Source organism: Acinetobacter sp. UBA3132 (assembly GCF_002364825.1).
GTDB lineage: Bacteria > Pseudomonadota > Gammaproteobacteria > Pseudomonadales > Moraxellaceae > Acinetobacter > Acinetobacter schindleri.
Genome location: NZ_DEZM01000194.1, coordinates 1 through 16,530 on the forward strand (window position 1 = coordinate 1; position 16,530 = coordinate 16,530).

General features: G+C 44.0%; 22 protein-coding genes. 8 read left to right on the forward strand and 14 right to left on the reverse strand.

The window, feature by feature from the left end:
* The 5 genes from B4033_RS10580 to B4033_RS10600 form a co-directional block, all read left to right on the forward strand.
* Positions 1–651, forward strand: a 651-nt coding sequence (locus B4033_RS10580; protein WP_286833793.1) for a TetR/AcrR family transcriptional regulator, incomplete at its 5' end; no start/stop codon positions are given.
* Positions 652–711: 60 nt separating this feature from the next.
* Positions 712–1,578, forward strand: a complete 867-nt coding sequence (gene purU, locus B4033_RS10585) for a formyltetrahydrofolate deformylase (RefSeq protein ID WP_004813265.1) — start codon at positions 712–714, stop codon at positions 1,576–1,578.
* Positions 1,579–1,784: 206 nt separating this feature from the next.
* The gene (locus B4033_RS10590) at positions 1,785–2,558 is read left to right on the forward strand and encodes an energy transducer TonB (RefSeq protein WP_286833801.1); all 774 of its coding nucleotides are present in this window, start codon (positions 1,785–1,787) and stop codon (positions 2,556–2,558) included.
* A gap of 25 nt (positions 2,559–2,583) precedes the next feature.
* Positions 2,584–3,204, forward strand: coding sequence for a MotA/TolQ/ExbB proton channel family protein (locus tag B4033_RS10595; RefSeq protein ID WP_004813259.1), 621 nt, complete (start codon positions 2,584–2,586; stop codon positions 3,202–3,204).
* On the forward strand, positions 3,204–3,608 hold the full coding sequence (locus B4033_RS10600; protein WP_286833806.1) for an ExbD/TolR family protein: 405 nt from the start codon (positions 3,204–3,206) through the stop codon (positions 3,606–3,608). The genes B4033_RS10595 and B4033_RS10600 overlap by 1 nt, the downstream gene beginning before the upstream one ends.
* Positions 3,609–3,667: 59 nt before the next feature.
* Here the strand turns inward: B4033_RS10600 and msrA are convergent, their stop codons facing one another.
* The 6 genes from msrA to B4033_RS10630 all read right to left on the reverse strand — a co-directional run bounded on the left by msrA (position 3,668) and on the right by B4033_RS10630 (position 8,032).
* On the reverse strand, positions 3,668–4,186 hold the full coding sequence (gene msrA / locus B4033_RS10605; protein WP_048882532.1) for a peptide-methionine (S)-S-oxide reductase MsrA: 519 nt from the start codon (positions 4,184–4,186) through the stop codon (positions 3,668–3,670).
* Between the two features lie 93 nt (positions 4,187–4,279).
* Complete coding sequence (locus tag B4033_RS10610; RefSeq protein ID WP_005220869.1) at positions 4,280–4,741, reverse strand: META domain-containing protein; 462 nt, start codon at positions 4,739–4,741, stop codon at positions 4,280–4,282.
* A gap of 100 nt (positions 4,742–4,841) precedes the next feature.
* Positions 4,842–5,888 carry a DUF4105 domain-containing protein gene (locus B4033_RS10615; protein WP_286833817.1) on the reverse strand — a complete coding sequence of 349 codons (1,047 nt, stop codon included), beginning with the start codon at positions 5,886–5,888 and terminating at the stop codon, positions 4,842–4,844.
* A gap of 28 nt (positions 5,889–5,916) precedes the next feature.
* Positions 5,917–6,429: a trimethoprim-resistant dihydrofolate reductase DfrA44 gene (gene dfrA44, locus B4033_RS10620; protein ID WP_076753027.1), complete on the reverse strand. Its 513-nt coding sequence runs from the start codon at positions 6,427–6,429 to the stop codon at positions 5,917–5,919.
* 96 nt (positions 6,430–6,525) lie between these two features.
* Complete coding sequence (thyA, locus tag B4033_RS10625; RefSeq protein WP_005220875.1) at positions 6,526–7,368, reverse strand: thymidylate synthase; 843 nt, start codon at positions 7,366–7,368, stop codon at positions 6,526–6,528.
* 172 nt (positions 7,369–7,540) lie between these two features.
* On the reverse strand, positions 7,541–8,032 hold the full coding sequence (locus B4033_RS10630; RefSeq protein ID WP_005220876.1) for a lipocalin family protein: 492 nt from the start codon (positions 8,030–8,032) through the stop codon (positions 7,541–7,543).
* Positions 8,033–8,450: 418 nt separating this feature from the next.
* Here B4033_RS10630 and B4033_RS10635 point away from each other — a divergent pair, with 418 nt between their 5' ends.
* The gene (locus tag B4033_RS10635; RefSeq protein WP_286833820.1) at positions 8,451–8,996 is read left to right on the forward strand and encodes a CHAP domain-containing protein; all 546 of its coding nucleotides are present in this window, start codon (positions 8,451–8,453) and stop codon (positions 8,994–8,996) included.
* A 33-nt stretch (positions 8,997–9,029) separates the two neighbouring features.
* Here B4033_RS10635 and B4033_RS10640 read toward each other — a convergent pair whose 3' ends face one another.
* The 3 genes from B4033_RS10640 to lgt form a co-directional block, all read right to left on the reverse strand.
* Positions 9,030–9,404: a hypothetical protein gene (locus B4033_RS10640; protein ID WP_286833823.1), complete on the reverse strand. Its 375-nt coding sequence runs from the start codon at positions 9,402–9,404 to the stop codon at positions 9,030–9,032.
* Complete coding sequence (locus tag B4033_RS10645; protein ID WP_286833827.1) at positions 9,397–9,786, reverse strand: hypothetical protein; 390 nt, start codon at positions 9,784–9,786, stop codon at positions 9,397–9,399. Before B4033_RS10645 ends, B4033_RS10640 begins: the two co-directional genes overlap by 8 nt.
* A gap of 95 nt (positions 9,787–9,881) precedes the next feature.
* The gene (lgt, locus tag B4033_RS10650) at positions 9,882–10,691 is read right to left on the reverse strand and encodes a prolipoprotein diacylglyceryl transferase (protein ID WP_004813235.1); all 810 of its coding nucleotides are present in this window, start codon (positions 10,689–10,691) and stop codon (positions 9,882–9,884) included.
* Positions 10,692–10,785: 94 nt separating this feature from the next.
* On the opposite strand from lgt, the gene B4033_RS10655 reads away from it, so the two are divergent.
* Together B4033_RS10655 and B4033_RS10660 are read left to right on the forward strand one after the other, a co-directional pair.
* Complete coding sequence (locus tag B4033_RS10655; RefSeq protein WP_286833830.1) at positions 10,786–11,568, forward strand: NRDE family protein; 783 nt, start codon at positions 10,786–10,788, stop codon at positions 11,566–11,568.
* 114 nt (positions 11,569–11,682) lie between these two features.
* Entirely contained in the window at positions 11,683–12,564 is an 882-nt protein-coding gene (locus B4033_RS10660; RefSeq protein WP_286833833.1) for a permease, read from the forward strand.
* A gap of 102 nt (positions 12,565–12,666) precedes the next feature.
* Here B4033_RS10660 and rdgB read toward each other — a convergent pair whose 3' ends face one another.
* From rdgB to B4033_RS10685, 5 genes are all read right to left on the reverse strand, one after another.
* The gene (gene rdgB / locus B4033_RS10665; protein ID WP_286833836.1) at positions 12,667–13,293 is read right to left on the reverse strand and encodes an RdgB/HAM1 family non-canonical purine NTP pyrophosphatase; all 627 of its coding nucleotides are present in this window, start codon (positions 13,291–13,293) and stop codon (positions 12,667–12,669) included.
* Positions 13,294–13,396: 103 nt separating this feature from the next.
* Positions 13,397–13,987 (reverse strand): tetratricopeptide repeat protein, encoded by a 591-nt coding sequence (locus tag B4033_RS10670; RefSeq protein ID WP_004813225.1) that lies wholly within the window; start codon positions 13,985–13,987, stop codon positions 13,397–13,399.
* Complete coding sequence (metW, locus tag B4033_RS10675; RefSeq protein WP_004890183.1) at positions 13,984–14,577, reverse strand: methionine biosynthesis protein MetW; 594 nt, start codon at positions 14,575–14,577, stop codon at positions 13,984–13,986. The genes B4033_RS10670 and metW overlap by 4 nt, the downstream gene beginning before the upstream one ends.
* The gene (gene metX, locus B4033_RS10680; protein WP_286833841.1) at positions 14,577–15,737 is read right to left on the reverse strand and encodes a homoserine O-succinyltransferase MetX; all 1,161 of its coding nucleotides are present in this window, start codon (positions 15,735–15,737) and stop codon (positions 14,577–14,579) included. Before metX ends, metW begins: the two co-directional genes overlap by 1 nt.
* 112 nt (positions 15,738–15,849) lie before the next feature.
* On the reverse strand, positions 15,850–16,530 hold a 681-nt coding region (locus B4033_RS10685), incomplete at its 5' end, for an alpha-isopropylmalate synthase regulatory domain-containing protein (protein ID WP_286833845.1).

Here is a 16,530-nt window from a genome sequence, read left to right on the forward strand (position 1 = left end):
CGTGGTGAGCGTTCTGTTACGACGAATCATATTGCTGCTGAACTCGGTATGAGCCCGGGTAACCTGTACTATCATTTCCGTAATAAGAATGAAATCATCAAGGAACTGATGGAGCAGTACCAGAAGGAAACCCTGGAAATGCTGGCATTGCCGGATGACCGTCCGCTGGATGCCAATGACAAGATTCATTATTTTCAAGTACTCAGCAGCCAGTTATGGGCCTATCGTTTCCTGCATCGTGATGTTTATCACCTAGTGGAAAATAATGAAGACTTCCGCAAGCTGTATCCGCGCTTTGCGGGTGAAGTCATGCAGCAGGGACAAAAAATTTATAAAGCCTTTGTCAATGCTGGCTTAATGGAAATGACTGATTCGGAAATTGAAGCCTTAATTATCAACCTGTGGATCGTGCTGACCAACTGGACCAACTTCCTGTATATGTCTGGTCATATTACCGACTCGAACCATCTGGAAGAAAAATGGGTCTGGCAGGCATTGCGTCAAATGGTGTTCCTGGAAGGCGCCTATCTGCGTGGTGAAAGCCGTCATACCTATGAAAGCTTGTTGAACTCTTTTGGTTCTTCCGAGCTTTTTGCCAGTCTGTCATCCGCTAAAGATCGGGAAACTGAACAAACTATTCAGAATAATTAAGAAACGCGCTAGAATACTCGGCTTATTTTTTAATTTATCTGATTAGTGACGTTTACCAACATGAATATGACGACTGCTAACACCGCACGTTTATTGATTACTTGTGAAGACAAGCCGGGCATCGTGCAGGCTGTTTCAAGCTTCTTGTATCATCAGGGCGCCAATATTACTGCGCTTGATCAATACGCGACAGAAGCTCAGGGCGGACGTTACTTCATGCGTGTTGAGTTTGAACTCGATAACCTGCAAAGCCGTAAAGAAAGCCTGTTACAGACTTTTGCTGTCAATGTTGCGGAACGCTATAACATGCATTGGCGTCTGGCGCTGGTAAGTGATGTGAAAAAAGTCGGCATTCTGGTGTCTAAAGTTGATCACGCTTTACTTGAGCTGTTATGGCGTCATGCACGTGGCGGTCTGCCATGTGAAATCACCAAAGTAGTATCGAATCATGAAACGCTGCGTGAATCGGTTGAAAATTTTGGTATTCCATTTGAAGTAGTGCCAGTGACTAAAGACAACAAACGTGAAGCTTATGCAAAAATTGATGAGCTGATGCAAGGCAATGATTTGTTAGTACTGGCGCGCTATATGCAGATTCTGGATGAAGAATTTGTACAAAAATGGGAAATGAAAGTGATCAACATTCACCATTCATTCCTGCCAGCGTTTGTGGGTGCGAATCCGTACAAGCAGGCTTATGAAAAAGGTGTGAAACTGATTGGTGCGACTGCCCACTATGTAACGGCTGATCTGGACCAAGGTCCAATCATTGAGCAGGACGTAGAGCGTGTAAACCATGACTTTACTGTAGAGCAGCTGCGTGAACTGGGGCAGGACGTAGAGCGTAATGTACTGGCACGTGCGGTAAGATGGCATCTGGAAGACCGTATTATTGTGGATGGTAACAAGACAGTGGTATTCCAATAAATCTTGCATCATCATTCAAAAAGGCATACTTTAAGTATGCCTTTTTTATTTGAGTTGTTTCTCTCATTTGTCGAAAAAAATGAAGAAAGTTGGGGATTGTTATTGCAAATGAAAACCCTTCTCATTTATTATTGGCGTACTTTAATTGTGCTAACCGATGAGCTTGATTATTTGTTTCATATCATCTCTTCAAGGTAAAATATTTAATGAGCCAAGTTGCTTCTCCTATGATGCCTACTCCACCCAACCAGATGAAAAAGAAAGTCGCAGCTGTTATGGCAGCTGTACTGGTGGGACATGTTGGCCTATTGTGGGCTGTCAGCCAGATGAAAGCACCTGAACTCAAGCCTGTAGACAAGGAGCCGATGAAGGTTCGCTTTGTAAAACTGCAGGAAGCACCAAAACCATTACCTCCGAAGCCAAAGCCTGAGCCGAAGAAAGAGCCGCCGAAGCCGAAAGAGGTCAAGATTGTTGAAAAACCTTTGCCACCACCTCCGAAGAAGGTTGAAAAAATCCAGGAAGTGAAGAAGGCTGAAACGCCTAAGGTTGTGGCACCACCAGTTGAAGCAAAACCAACGCCAAGTCCGGTTGTACCAACGGTCGTGAAAGAAACCAAAGTCGCTCCGACACCTCCACCAGCACCTGTGGCACCGCCTGCGCCTGTTGCGCCACCGGTACCACCTGCGCCTCCTTCTCCTAAGAGTGTTTCTTTGGGTGGTGGTGTGACCTGGTTGCGTACGCCAAAAGTATCGATGTCAGCAGGTGAATTGAAAAGTTCCTGTTCCATGGTGGTGGATATCTCAGCGAATGAACAAGGCAAGGTAGTGGCTGCGACAGCACGTAATTCAAGCTGCAGCCCTTCGATTAACCGTAAGGTCGAGTCTGCTGTACGTCGTGCACAATTAACCAAATATGTTGAAAATGGCGTTGCTTATCCAACACGTGTTGAGCAGCCCTTTGACTTCCAGATTACCAGATAACGGCTAACCCATTAGGAGTTCGAATATGAACTTTTCAGTTTATTGGCAACATGCTGATGCAGTCAGTAAAACACTTTATTTTGTGTTACTGGCAATGTCGATTGCGACATGGACGATCTTTGTACTGCGTTTACTCGGTACGCGCCAACTCAAGCAAGTGGCTTATGCACAGTTATCTGATGCCCTAGATAAACTGAAATCAAAAATGGCGCCTTTGGGCTTTGAACAACGCAAAGCCGTAGCTGAACAAGCATTGCTACGCCAGATTGCAGCTGAAAAAGCCAATGCGGAAAAAGGTGTGTCAGTTCTGGGTACCATCGCATCGATTTCACCTTTCATTGGTTTATTCGGTACAGTATGGGGCATCTTCCATGCACTGGTAGCAGTGGGTAAGAGCGGTCAGGCAGGTCTGGCTCAGGTGGCAACACCAGTAGGTGAAGCACTGATCATGACAGGTCTGGGTCTGGCAGTGGCGATTCCAGCTGTATTGGCTTATAACATTGCGGTACGTTTTAACCGTGGTTTATCACATGAACTGCAGGACCATGCCCATAGCTTATTGATTGATACGATGCTGCAACAGGAATCTGCGAAGAAAGCTGAAAGCAAAGTTGCACAAGACAGTTTAGTGGGAGGTCAAGTTTAATGGCTTTTCAATTGGGTGAAGACAACGATGTAGGCATGAATGAGATGAATCTCATTCCCCTGATCGACATTATGTTGGTATTGATGATCATCTTCCTGGTGACAGCGACCGTTGCGAACCCATCAATTCCATTAACCTTGCCACAAACGACTGCGGAAATTATTGATCTTCCGCCGGAGAACATTACCATCAGCATTAACTCTCAGGGTGATGTGGCATGGAATGGTGATGTGCTTAGCCTGGAACAGCTGGAAACCCGTTTCAATGAAGCAGGTCAGGCAGAGCATCAGCCAACGATTGTATTGAAGGCGGATAAAGAATCACGTTATGACACAGTTGCTCAGGTGATGTCACGCGCGAGTGGAGCCGGACTCACCGATATTGCTTTTGCCACCGATAACTGATTTTTCCAAGATCAAAAAGAGCGACCTGAGATGGTCGCTTTTTTTATGACAATATTGCTTTACTTCAACAGTTCTACAAATTTGGCACGTAGCTTGTTGAGCTTTGGGGGAATGGCAAAGTTGCAATAACCCTGACTTGGGTTTTTGGCAAAAAAGTTCTGATGATAATCTTCAGCTGGATAGAAGGTCGGAGCAGGAGTGAGTTCAGTGACTACATTTAAACCTTCAGCCTTCAGTGCATCAATAGTTTCTTGTGACTGCCGTTGCTGTTCTTCGTTCAGATAGTAAATGACAGAACGATACTGTGTACCGACATCATTGCCTTGGCGGTTGAGCGTTGTTGGATCATGAGTGGCAAAGAATACATCCAGCAATTGCTTAAAGCTGATCTGACTTTCATCGAAATCAATCAGAATCACTTCTGCATGGTTGGTATCACCATTACAGATCTCTTCATAGGTTGGATGAGTGGTATGTCCACCGGCATAGCCACTAACGACTTTGCTGACACCACGAATCTGCAGGAATACCGCTTCGGTACACCAAAAGCATCCACCACCAAATAGCGCCTGTTGCATAATCTTGTCCTTAATTCCGAGTTTCTGTCTCTATTCTACGCTGTAAATATCAAATAGAAAAAAGCCTGTAAAAACAGGCTTTTTATTTAAGCTTTAGCGCGGTTGTACCGGGCTTGCCAGCTGGATGACTGGGTTACCATAACTATCGAGCAGCTTCAGGGTTTTACCAAAAACCTGATAGTGGGTCACTTTAGCCAAGGCTTCATTAAATTTTTGATCCAGATTGTCATTATTCAGACAAGCCATTTTTGTACCCGCCATCTGGCTAAGATTCAAAGTGTCTTTGCCTGCAGTATAGCTGCCCATAATGCGGTTACAGCCATCGGCACCGCTAACACGCTGAGTGGCAGCATCAAATTGCAGGCTTGGGATATTACGTGTGGTAGGTGCAGTGGTGATTTCTGTACTGCCAATGTGAGTGACAATCCAGGTGCGGTTCTGAAGTTGCTGTAGATTTTCAACCGCTTGGGAAGAGGTCTGGTCTGGTGTGGTTTGACAGCCTGTTATTGCCAGTGCTGAAACGAACATTGCAATCGCGGTCACTTTTTTTAACATTGGGCTTACTCTTTTTCTTTGATACATCACTGTATATAAACAGAAAAAATAGAATGATACCAATACAATTTGTATCTTCGGGTTCCCGGGAAGATAGGTTCTATTCTGCTTTTGGCGCAGGTAACCCTTGCCGCAGTAGGGCAGAATATTGTTCACTACTGACCTGAGAAAATTCTTTGACACGTGGGTTTACATGCGCTCGAGCATACCAGGTGCTTAAGTCCCAATCCTGATCCAATGCTTGTAGGTCATACATATAATTTGGCAAATAACCCGACGCCAGCAGGCGATAATCTGTTGGTAATGGTTTTTGGGAAACAGCCTGAACCATATCAAACACCAAGGTAGTGCAATTACTGGTTAGAGTGTTATACCACTTCGGCTGTTGAGCCAGATCATCCACCTTGTTGAGATATTCTTTGAAAAGCGCCTTGGCTTGTGCTTGTGGCATATTAACCGGAAAAAAATATACCTGCTCACCGCGGGTGTTGCTACGGGTGTAGATAATATCCCGTTCATCAGCTGCTACCAGACTCAGCTCAAACTTGCGGAAGAAGCCGCCGATAGCAGAGAAATCTTCATTTTTTTCTTTACGGATTTCTATCGAAAAGGTCAGTGGCTTCTGGTCAGCAAAGTCAAAACTCACCAAGGTATGGGCAATATGCGGTCCCATCCAGTAAGAGGTGATGACATTGACCCCGGTGATCTGATTCAAATTGATGCTGCGACTTTCCCAGCGCTCAATATATTTCCCATTTGGCAGCCAGACAAAATTACGCACATTATGTAAGGTGACTTGATCGCCTTGTTGTTCATAACTGAGAATACGGGCAACTTCAGGATTCCACTCCCGGTCCTGACGAGCGTCCAGACTGAAATACCAGAACAGGCTAAACAGAAAAGCCAGAATATAAAGAAGGGTATCTACACCACGTGAAATCAGATGACGGCTAAAATAAATGCCGAGAACTGCACAGGCTAAAACAATCCAAAGACCAATCAGCACAGAGCTGCCAATCATGCCTAAGGGTTGCTGTACCCAAATCGCAAGGCACAGCCATAGACTTGATGTGATGACAAACAGGGTAAATACTGCATTCAGTAACCAGAATAGCCAGTGAGGTGCAGGATTTCCCTGTGTATGCATAATTGAATCTTTAATTAAAAATTATTCTTCATTTTCTATAAGTTGCAAACTCAAAAGCAATCCCGGTTTTGTCGTCGATATGTTGTTCGGAAAAAACTTTTTTGAATTCAGCAGGAATTTCTGGGTAGAAGGCATGACCTTGTACATCCAGTTCGACATGGGTCAGTTCCAGACGGTCAGCAATACTCATTGTCTGTTTGAAGATTTCACCACCCCCAATAATATAAATAGACTCCGGTTTTTCTGACGCTTTTACATCTGCAACAGCTTGATTCAAGGCATCTTCAATCGTGTGCGCGACTTTAGTACCTTCAAAAGACCAGTCTGTATCACGGGTAATGACCCAGTTGACACGTTTAGGCAAGGCACGTCCCATGGATTCAAGGGTCTTGCGTCCCATTACAATTACACCGCCCTGGGTGATTTCCTTAAAATGTTTTAGATCTGCTGAGATATGCCAAGGCAGGTCATTGTCCTTACCAATACAGTGCTGCTGATCCATTGCAACGACATGAACGACTTCTAAATCCTGAAATGCCATACCCACACTCAAAAACAAATAAAAATTGTTCCTATTAAAATGCAAAATCCCACTTTAAGCAAAGTGGGATTTCGATTTTCTTGGGTTTGAGAAAAATTAAACCGCGACAGGCGCTTTAATTCCCGGATGGGATTCATAACCGACAATTTCAATATCTTCAAATTTGAAATCGAACAGATCTTTAATTTCAGGATTCAGTTTTAACTGACATAGACCTAAAGGCTCACGACTCAACTGAAGTTTGGCCTGTTCAAAGTGGTTGGCATACAGGTGCGTATCACCACCCGTCCAGACAAAATCACCGACCTCAAGCTCACAGACTTGTGCGATCATATGGGTGAGCAGGGCGTAGCTGGCAATATTGAACGGGACACCTAAAAACACGTCAGCGCTACGCTGATACAGCTGGCAAGATAATTTGCCATTATGTACAAAGAACTGGAACAGGGTATGACAAGGTGGCAGTGCCACTTGACCTGCTTCGTTCGGGTTCCAGCCAGACACAATCAGGCGACGTGAGTTTGGATTAGTTTTGATCTCATTCACCAACCATTTGATTTGATCAAAACCATCATTTTTATAGCTGCCATCTTCATTTTTTGTGGCACCAAAGTTACGCCACTGATGACCGTATACAGGACCAAGCTCACCTTCTGGGCGGCCAAAGCGTGCAGTCTGTTCCGCAGTTGACCATTCATCCCAAATACTAACTTTATTATCTTTCAAATATTGAACGTTGGTATCGCCTTTGAGGAACCACAATAGCTCAATCACAATAGAGCGGAAGTGGACTTTTTTGGTGGTCAGTAAAGGGAAACCCTTGGAAAGATCAAAGCGCATCTGATGACCAAATACCGAACGTGTACCAGTACCGGTACGGTCGCCTTTATCGCCGCCGTTGTCGAGGATATGTTGTAAAAGGTCAAGGTATTGGCGCATAAGTCTCTCTTAAAATCCGTTGAAAAATTGCTTTTATTTGAACTAAGCAATTTAAAATTGCGCTCATCATAACATTTTTTTTCGCAGTTCCACATCGCCGGGAAGGTGACTGGAGGAGAGAGAAAAGGCAATAAAAAAGGCATCCATTATGGATGCCTATTTATCGCCTGCTTTAAGCTGTTGGCTTGCCGGTATGTACTGTGTCAATCAGATCAGACAAGTCATAACCGAGCGATTGTGCATAAGCCAGATATTCCTGCTTAGTCGCTTCATCAATGGTTGGGGTGCGATGTAACAGCCACAGATACTTCATGCTTGGCTCACCGACCAAAGCCGTTTGATAACTAGTATCCAGCTTTAATACCCAGTAATCTCCCTTGGTAAATGGCACCCAGCGTAAACCTTCTGGCAGGAAACTGACCTCAAGTTTGGCATTGGCCGCATCTACAATCGTTGCTTCACCAATGGATTCATCCAGCTTGCCATCACCATCCAGACAACGGTTCTGAACACGTACGCTACCACTTTCATTTAGGCTATAAACAGCTGAAATATCAGTGCTGTCTTCAGGTTGATGTTTCATTGGGAGGCGGGCAATTTCATACCAGGTGCCTAAATATTTGGTGAGATCAAAATTTGAAACGGTAGGGATATCATGATTCATTATTTTCTCCGTTTTATTTCAGTTCATTTTTTGCGCTCAATCAGTCTAAACATGAGGCTGCTAAAGAAAAGATGTAATCATGTAGTGAAATGTTGTGTTTGTTTTCAATGGGATGGGAATGGGTAGAGCATATACAAGAAGTGTTAAGTAGGTCGGAATCTAGTCATATTTTTATAATTTATTGCTTAAAAATATGTCGATTAATTAATTTATTATTCAATAAAACTTAATAATAGAAATTTTTGTAACTTAATAGATTTAAATAATTCTATGCAGAATAATGTCTTACATTTAATCAGTTAAATATTGATAAATTTATTTACATTTTGAACGTGAAAAATAACATTAATGGGGCTAGTATTTGGGCCTTTCAAAAGATATGAACGCCTGCTTAAGGGCGAGGAGTACTTGGTTTAATATGATTTATGATCATCAAGTGAATATGAGTGAAGTTCATGCTCCTGTTCAAGCGAACGTCATAATTCGTTCCCATTCGGGACAAAATTCTAAACGTCAGCCTCAGCGTAACAGCTCTGAATCAGCTCTTAATACAAGTTCTGAATCACGCAAGACTTTTAGTGCGATGAATGGCCAGCGTTTTAATATTGAAAAATTCACCAGTTATCTGCAAGACATTACCCGTAGTACCAGTACACAGAAATGTGCGCGCAGTATTCGTATCGGTTTGCAATCTTCAGGTGCAAAAATTGTGAATCATCCTGTAGCTGCAGCTGACTGGGGCGGCACCTTACAGAAATTGGGCTACCGTAAAATCAACCTGTCATTTGACCGTCCGAAAAAGGGTGATATCTATATCATTGACCGGACTTCCAAGCATAAGTACGGGCATATTGCAGCATACTCAGGTTCTGCATGGGTATCGGATTTCAGACAGTCAGGTTATGCGGTTTATCGTAATTCTGATGTGAAATACACTTATTACCGCCTGGATTCTCACCTTTAAGCTAGAAGCTGAAAGTAGCATTTGCGAAATGGTTCAATCATCGAAGCGTTTCGCACGATTCCCGTAAATAGACAGGATAAACAGTCCAACCGCGCTGAAGCCAATGCATTGAATGCCTAAAGCTATCTTGTGCTGTTCAGGCAGATAACCAAACAGGGTGATCAGGGCAATCAGCGGAATGCAGAAAAACAGTCGTGTAAAACCTTCCCGATAGGGATTCTGCTCAGGCAGTTTCAAGGCGACTGTACGTACGCTATGACTCAGCATCCCAATTGCCAGACTGATGCCGACAAATATTGCATTTAGTTTTGCAAAGGTAGAAGCGTAATAAATCACTGCACAGGTGGCGATACAGACGATCAGCCTGATCTGGCGTGAGCAGCGTTCGGAATACCAGTAATTAAGCATGAGGCGGTGGAGTGTCCGTGTTTTTATGCATTAAAGACAGTGGCGAAAACAGGCAGATAGAAATTGCCATAAAGCCAATGCCCTGCGCACCTGCAACCAGGATCTCGCCATCTTTCATATTCATGAAGACTAATGCCAATAATAGGGCAATTGGAATCCAGGTCAGTATGCGATAGAACAAGCCTGTCGGATTCTTTGCAGCAAAATGAATTTTGCAATAACGGCAGATCAGGAAAATAATTCCAGTACCGGCGAACATCAGAATCGCATCCAGCGGTAAAGGTTCTATCCAGTACAGCACTGCTGTCAGTACGGCAATCATGATAAAAATCAGTAATTTTTTAATGACAGAAATTTGCGGATTAAACCAGTATTCAAGCATGGCAACCGTGAAGATCCAAAAGAGTTGATCTGCACTTTAGCATATTTCAGATATAAAAAAGCGAGGCAGATGCCTCGCAATATGTTCAGGATGTTTTATACGTTTTTCTGTGGACCCCAGTCATAAATTTTTTTCTGGTAGGCATACCACATCATCCATAGGCCAATCAGAATCATTGGCAGGCTGAGGAATTGCCCCTTACTCATCCAGCCAATAAACAATTGACCATTGTCCGGTTCACGGAAAAATTCGACGATGAAACGTGCCAGACCGTAACCAATCAGGAAGAGCGCAGAAACTGCCATACGTGGGCGAGGTTTAGAGCTGAACCACCATAGTACAATAAACAGAATCAGACCTTCACAAAGTGCCTGATACAGTTGTGATGGATGACGAACCAGTTGGAGTGGATCGGTTGGGAAAATCATGCCAAAAGCAAAGTTTGGGTCAGTCACCTGACGACCATACAGTTCCCCGCCGATGAAATTACCAATACGGCCAAACATCAGACCGGTCGGTACACACGGCGCGATAAAGTCCAGAGTCTGGAACCAGGTCATGTTGTATTTTTTACACCAGAGTAGCATCGCCAGGATTACACCTAGGAAACCGCCATGGAAGCTCATGCCACCTGTCCAGATCTGGAACAGCCACAATGGGTCTGCCAGAAACTGGGAAAAACCGTAGAAAAATACATAACCAACACGGCCACCGATAATCACCCCAAGCGCCCCGAAGAAGATTAAATCCGAGACCATATCTGATGTCCAGCCGCGTTGTTTAGCGCGATACGTCGCCAGTCCCCAGGCAAATAAAAATGCCATCAGGTACATCAGTCCATACCAGTGGACCTGCAATGGCCCGAGCGAAATCGCTACAGGATCAATATTGGGATAGTTGAGCATGCATCTTCCTTTGTCTTTCTGTTTTGCCCTGATTTTAGCCTAAACTTGGGAAAAATGTTGTACATTCAATGTGTAAAGATCTAGAGCATCAATTATGTGTATCGTTGCCTTGGCCTGGCGTGTACTGGATGACACGCCACTTTGTCTGATTTCAAACCGGGATGAGTTTTATCAGCGTCCGACAGCCGCCCTGCATGCCTGGCAAAATAGCCCAATTATTGCAGGTCAGGATTTGCAGTCTGGTGGTACCTGGATGGGAATGACTGCTGCGGGCCGTTGGGCAGTCATTACCAATTTTAGAGATGGGCAGGACCAAAAGTCTTATCCGACTTCACGCGGTCATATTCTTCAGGATTTTCTGGAATCTGAATTAACCCCAATTCGGTTTGCCCAAGAACTGGAAAAAAAGCAATGTGACTATGCAGGCTTTAACCTGTTTGTCGGTGATCGAGAGCAGGCGGTCTATATGAGCAACCGTGGTGAAGCACCGCAAGTGTTGGCACATGGTGTATATGTGGTATCCAATGGTTTGCTGACTGAGCATTGGGAAAAGACCCGTCACTTACGCAAGCGTTTTACCCAGGAATTTTTACCGATGCTGCAACAGCAAGAAATTTCGGAAGCTGATCTGTCTCATGCGGTGTGGGATATTCTGGAAGATGAACGTAAAGTGATTCCTGAACTGTTACCTGCAACAGGGATTTCACATGAACTGGAACAGTTGTTGTCTTCAACCTTTATTCAAAGTCCGGCTTATGGCACGCGCTGTTCCAATTTCCTGAGAATGAAAACCGATGAGTGGCAGTGGCTGGAAAAATCCCAGCAGGGTGAAACAGCAGGACAGATCGTTGAACAAGTTATTCCGATTATTAGCTAAATAACAGTATTGGTGATGATATTTATAAAGATATCAGTTTAAATAACACCCTTCTGAGTATATAGAGGTGTGCTAGAATGAAGCCTGTCTACTACTCCTGACTTTATCTTTTTTATGGCACTGCTCCTACCACTTATTTCATTTCTGATTGGATTCTGGGGCATCCATTATTTAAAGCCGGTTCGTCCATTTATGGCCGCTTTACTGGCTCGTCTGCTGATCCCGTTGATTATAATTTACAACATGGTGTTCTATAAGCAGGGTAGCTTGTGGCTGATTGGCTTTAGTATCTTTAGCTCGCTGTTTTTGTTCGGTCTGTTCTACTTTTTCTCCAAAGATAAATTACGTGCACTATGTTTTAGTTATTTGAATGGTGTCTGGCTGGGATTTCCTTTTGCCTTGGCGTTATTTGGTCCTGATGCTTTAAATACCATTGTTGCCTTATATATCGGCGGTTCTTTATTTGGAAATGTCAGTGCAGTTGTAGCAGTGAGTGCTGAAAAGCAGACACCGCAATTCATTATTAAAAATATGCTGAAGTCTCCACCGGTGATTGCACTGACGGTTGCAGCAGTTTTATCATTTTGGGATTTTAGTGTTTATGAATCGCATCCAGTGATTCAGTGGGGTTATGCCGCGAACAAGTTTCTGGTGACCTTTGCTGGCATGTGTATTCTAGGCATGTGGCTCCGTCATGTCCGGATTCAGCTGAGTGATTTGACCCGTAGTTTAATCTTGATTAGTGGTCGCTTTATTCTGGCTTTAGGACTGGCAGCAGGTGCTTATTTCTTATTGCCAATTCCGCATCAAATACTAACTTATGCTGTTTTAATGATGTACTTCCTGCTTCCACCAGCAGCCAATATTGTGGCACTGGAAACCCATTATCAAGACACAGGTTATTCAGCGAAATATATTGCTTCAGGAACGATTGCCAGTGCGATCTTGATCGGCGTATATGGAGTGGTGGTGCATGCGTTGGTGCCGGGTTTATAAAAATATCAGAAAAGTCCTTTTCCCCGAGAGAGAATAAGATGCATTTTAAATCCCTCACCCCAGCCCTCTCCCAACGGGAGAGGGAGCCATGAGAGATGAAACTTACTTTTCCAGACTCGCTTTAAATAGCTGCATTGCCTGTCCACGGTGACTAATTCTATTTTTTTCTTCCTTGCTCATTTCCGCACTGGAAATCCCTAGTTCAGGTAACCAGAACAGCGGATCATAGCCAAAACCATTTTCACCACGGGCTGCTTCCAAGATCTCACCTTTCCAGATGCCCTGGAAGATTTGTGGTAGAGGGTCTTCGGCATGTTGAACTAAAGCCAGTACACACACAAACATGCCTTCAATCGATTCACCGTCGTTACGCAGTGGTTTCAGGTCAGCCAGTAATTTTTCATTGTTCGCTACATCATCACCATGTTCACCCGCATAACGTGCAGAGTAGATCCCAGGCGCACCACCCAGAACTGGTACACAAATCCCTGAATCATCAGCAATCGCAGGTTTGCCAGAAATACGTGATGCATGACGTGCCTTGATAATGGCATTTTCAACAAAACTCAAACCATCTTCAATTGCGTCTTCAATATGCAGCTTACCTTGAGGAATAACTTCAACTGGAAGTTTGAGTTCTGCAAACATCTTTTCAAATTCTGCAATCTTGCCTTTATTATTACTTGCCAGTACCAGTGTGCCTTGGGATAACCAGTCAGTTGCAGCCATATCAATTACTCATCTTTCAAATTACATATATGTAGTGTAGCAACTTGCTGCAGTTTTCAGGCCATAAAAAAAGCACCTGAAGGCGCTCTTTTGCAGATCCAGCTTATTGTGCCTGAATCCAACGGTCTGCACGATCACGTGCCTGACGGATCTGTTCCTGGGTCAAGTTGGCTGCCAATGCAGTTTTTTTGCCTTCAGATAAAGTAATCACTTTATTGTCCAGCATGCCGTCACGGGTAGAGAGTTCATACCACTGATAAGCACCCATATAGTTTTTCTTTTTCTCTTCCATCATCGCCAGGTTAAAGCTGGCACGATTATCACCGCGGCTGGCTGCTTTTTCAAAGTACTGGCGAGCCAGTGTTTCATCTTTCTTGGTGCCAATACCATCTGCCAGCATACGGCCTACATTCAATTGAGCAACTGCCAGACCTTGATCGGCTGCTGCTTTATACCAGGCAAAAGCCTGACGTTCATCTTTCTGAATGTCTTTGCCATACTGGTATTTGGTTGCTAAATAGAATTGTGCACCTGGCTGTCCTGCCTTCGCTGCCTTAATCAGGCTATTAATGTCCATGATGGAATATTGTGCGGCCTGACTTGCGACAGAAGGTGTTGGAGCAACATAGTCTGCATGGGCCTGAAAGCTAAAAAGTCCAGCCAGTAGCGTCGTACTTAGTAATAATTTTTTCATAGAGCGCTCACTCGATAAATTGCGACTTCACCAAACAGATTAGGGAGGTGCTTGCTGAGCATGCTGCCTTGTTGATTCCCATTCACAGCGAGTCGGTTAATAATTTTGATGTTATTTTCCGCGCAAAGTGCTTCAAAGTCACGGAAAGTACATAAGTGGATGTTCGGTGTGTTATACCACATATAGGGTAAAGCTTCCGAAACAGGCATTTTCCCTTTTAGTGCCAGGAAAGAACGAGTCTTCCAGTGCGCAAAGTTCGGGAAAGTAATAATGGCCTGTTTACCCACTCGCACCATATCACGCAATAAAACGTCCGGTGCATCTACAGCTTGCAAAGCCTGTGCCATGACAACATAGTCAAAAGACTGGTCTGCAAAACGACTTAATCCCAGATTTAAGTCTTGCTGGATGATATTTAACCCACGACTGACTGCAATTGCAATCTTTTCTTGATCAATTTCTAATCCGTATGCACGAATATTGTGCTTTTTGCTCATATGAGCCAATAATTCACCGTCACCACAGCCCAGGTCAAGGACGCGTGAACCCGGTTTAATCCAACGTTCTGCCAGTTGTTGATCAATACGCATTACACAGCCTCCTTCGGGGTTGATTTTAACAGTTCTTCACCACCCAGGAAGGCACGCAATGACTTCACATACAGTGGAATCGGGAACAGGAAGGAGTCATGGCCTTGCTCAGCATCAATATCCAGATAGCTGACAGGCTTATTATTGGTAATTAAGGCGTCTACGATTTCAACAGAACGTGAAGGTGAGAACCGCCAGTCAGTTGTGAAAGAGACCACCAGGAATTTACATTTGGTTTGGGCCATTGCCTTTACCAATGACTGTTGATATTCACGTGAAGGATCAAAGTAATCCAGCGCCTTGGTCATAATCAGGTAAGTATTGGCATCAAAGTTACGGCTAAATTGTTCACCTTGATAGCGCAAATAGCTTTCGACTTGGAACTCCACATCGAAACCATACATAAATTTACCGGATTTTAAATCACGACCAAATTTCTGCTTCATGGCTTCTTCAGACAGGTAGGTGATATGACCGACCATACGTGCCAGAATCAGCCCACGTTTTGGATAACTATCGTGTTCCAGATAACGGCCATTATGGAAATCCGGATCTGACAGAATTGACTGACGTGCGACTTCATTAAAGGCAATGTTCTGTGCAGATAATTTAGGTGCGCTGGCAATAATCACACATTTTTGCAGACGATCTGGATAATCTACCGACCATTGTAATGCCTGCATACCACCTAATGAACCACCGATGACGGAATACCACACATCAATGCCGAGACGGTCAGACAGCATGGCTTGGGTTTTCACCCAGTCACGTACAGTCACTAGAGGAAAATCAGGACCATAAGGGCGGTTGTCATTTTCAGGGTTCGGAGAAGTTGGACCTGTTGAACCATTACAGCCACCAATATTATTCAGGGCAACCACAAAAAATTTATTGGTATCAATTGCCTTGTTTGGACCAATACAGGCATCCCACCAGCCTGGTTTTTTATCATCTTCATGATGATAGCCAGCAGCATGATGATGACCGGAAAGGGCATGACAAATCAGAATGGCATTGGACTTATCGGCATTGAGTTCGCCATAAGTTTCAACCATCAGTTCAAAACGGGGGAGGATGCGACCGCATTCAAGCTCTAACGGCTGTTCGAATTGGAACTTTTGTGGGACAACAAGGCCCACTGAGTCAGCTGGAAAAGACACGGGAATGATTCGCCTTAAATCTTTAGTATGAATAAATAAAAGGATACCATTTGCAGGTATCCTTCTAAAGTCTTTTTAGTGCTATGAATTATCGCTAATTCTAATACCGTGTCTAGACGGCAGCAGCAATCACCTGTTCAGTGCTTAACACACCCTGGTCAATCAGGCGGTTGGTACATGCGATAATCGCTTGAATTGAAGAGGTCACAATGTTGTCGTGGACACCAGCACCAAAGGCGGATTTACCGGTACCTTTCACTTGCAGTTCAACCAATGCCAAGGCTTTGGCATGTGCACCAGAACTGATGCTACGTTCTTCATAGTTCAACACGTCAATTGGCAATTGTAATGCATCCAAAATCGCAGAGATTGGACCGTTACCTTCACCACGTAAGCGCTGAGTTTCACCATTGACTTCAACATCTAGCTCAATCACCTGGTTGCCATTTTCATCTGACAATTTATAGTTCTTGGCAGCGTAGTGTGCATCTTTGGCATCAACATAGGTATCTTTGAATAAGGTCCAGATCGCTTGTGCTGAAATCTCAGTACCATCTTCATCGGTTTTTTGCTGCACGATTTGTGAGAATTCGATCTGTAAACGACGTGGTAAAGTCACGTTATAGTTCGATTCTAACAAGTACGCGATACCACCTTTACCTGACTGTGAATTCACGCGAATCACGGCGTCATAGTCACGACCCAAGTCTTTTGGGTCGATTGGCAAGTACGGCATATCCCAGATTTCTTGGTTTTTCTGGAATTCGAAGCCTTTTTTGATCGCATCCTGATG

Coding starts and splice junctions, on each gene's coding strand:
- B4033_RS10590 (WP_286833801.1), top strand. CDS start 1,785: ATGAGCCAAGTTGCTTCTCCTATGATGCCTACTCCACCCAACCAGATG.
- B4033_RS10670 (WP_004813225.1), bottom strand. CDS start 13,987: ATGAAAAAATTATTACTAAGTACGACGCTACTGGCTGGACTTTTTAGC.
- purU (WP_004813265.1), top strand. CDS start 712: ATGAATATGACGACTGCTAACACCGCACGTTTATTGATTACTTGTGAA.
- B4033_RS10660 (WP_286833833.1), top strand. CDS start 11,683: ATGGCACTGCTCCTACCACTTATTTCATTTCTGATTGGATTCTGGGGC.
- lgt (WP_004813235.1), bottom strand. CDS start 10,691: ATGCTCAACTATCCCAATATTGATCCTGTAGCGATTTCGCTCGGGCCA.
- B4033_RS10630 (WP_005220876.1), bottom strand. CDS start 8,032: ATGAATCATGATATCCCTACCGTTTCAAATTTTGATCTCACCAAATAT.
- B4033_RS10635 (WP_286833820.1), top strand. CDS start 8,451: ATGATTTATGATCATCAAGTGAATATGAGTGAAGTTCATGCTCCTGTT.
- msrA (WP_048882532.1), bottom strand. CDS start 4,186: ATGCAACAGGCGCTATTTGGTGGTGGATGCTTTTGGTGTACCGAAGCG.
- thyA (WP_005220875.1), bottom strand. CDS start 7,368: ATGCGCCAATACCTTGACCTTTTACAACATATCCTCGACAACGGCGGC.
- B4033_RS10600 (WP_286833806.1), top strand. CDS start 3,204: ATGGCTTTTCAATTGGGTGAAGACAACGATGTAGGCATGAATGAGATG.
- B4033_RS10640 (WP_286833823.1), bottom strand. CDS start 9,404: ATGCTTAATTACTGGTATTCCGAACGCTGCTCACGCCAGATCAGGCTG.
- B4033_RS10615 (WP_286833817.1), bottom strand. CDS start 5,888: ATGCATACACAGGGAAATCCTGCACCTCACTGGCTATTCTGGTTACTG.
- B4033_RS10610 (WP_005220869.1), bottom strand. CDS start 4,741: ATGTTAAAAAAAGTGACCGCGATTGCAATGTTCGTTTCAGCACTGGCA.
- B4033_RS10645 (WP_286833827.1), bottom strand. CDS start 9,786: ATGCTTGAATACTGGTTTAATCCGCAAATTTCTGTCATTAAAAAATTA.
- metW (WP_004890183.1), bottom strand. CDS start 14,577: ATGCGTATTGATCAACAACTGGCAGAACGTTGGATTAAACCGGGTTCA.
- dfrA44 (WP_076753027.1), bottom strand. CDS start 6,429: ATGGCATTTCAGGATTTAGAAGTCGTTCATGTCGTTGCAATGGATCAG.
- rdgB (WP_286833836.1), bottom strand. CDS start 13,293: ATGGCTGCAACTGACTGGTTATCCCAAGGCACACTGGTACTGGCAAGT.
- B4033_RS10655 (WP_286833830.1), top strand. CDS start 10,786: ATGTGTATCGTTGCCTTGGCCTGGCGTGTACTGGATGACACGCCACTT.
- B4033_RS10595 (WP_004813259.1), top strand. CDS start 2,584: ATGAACTTTTCAGTTTATTGGCAACATGCTGATGCAGTCAGTAAAACA.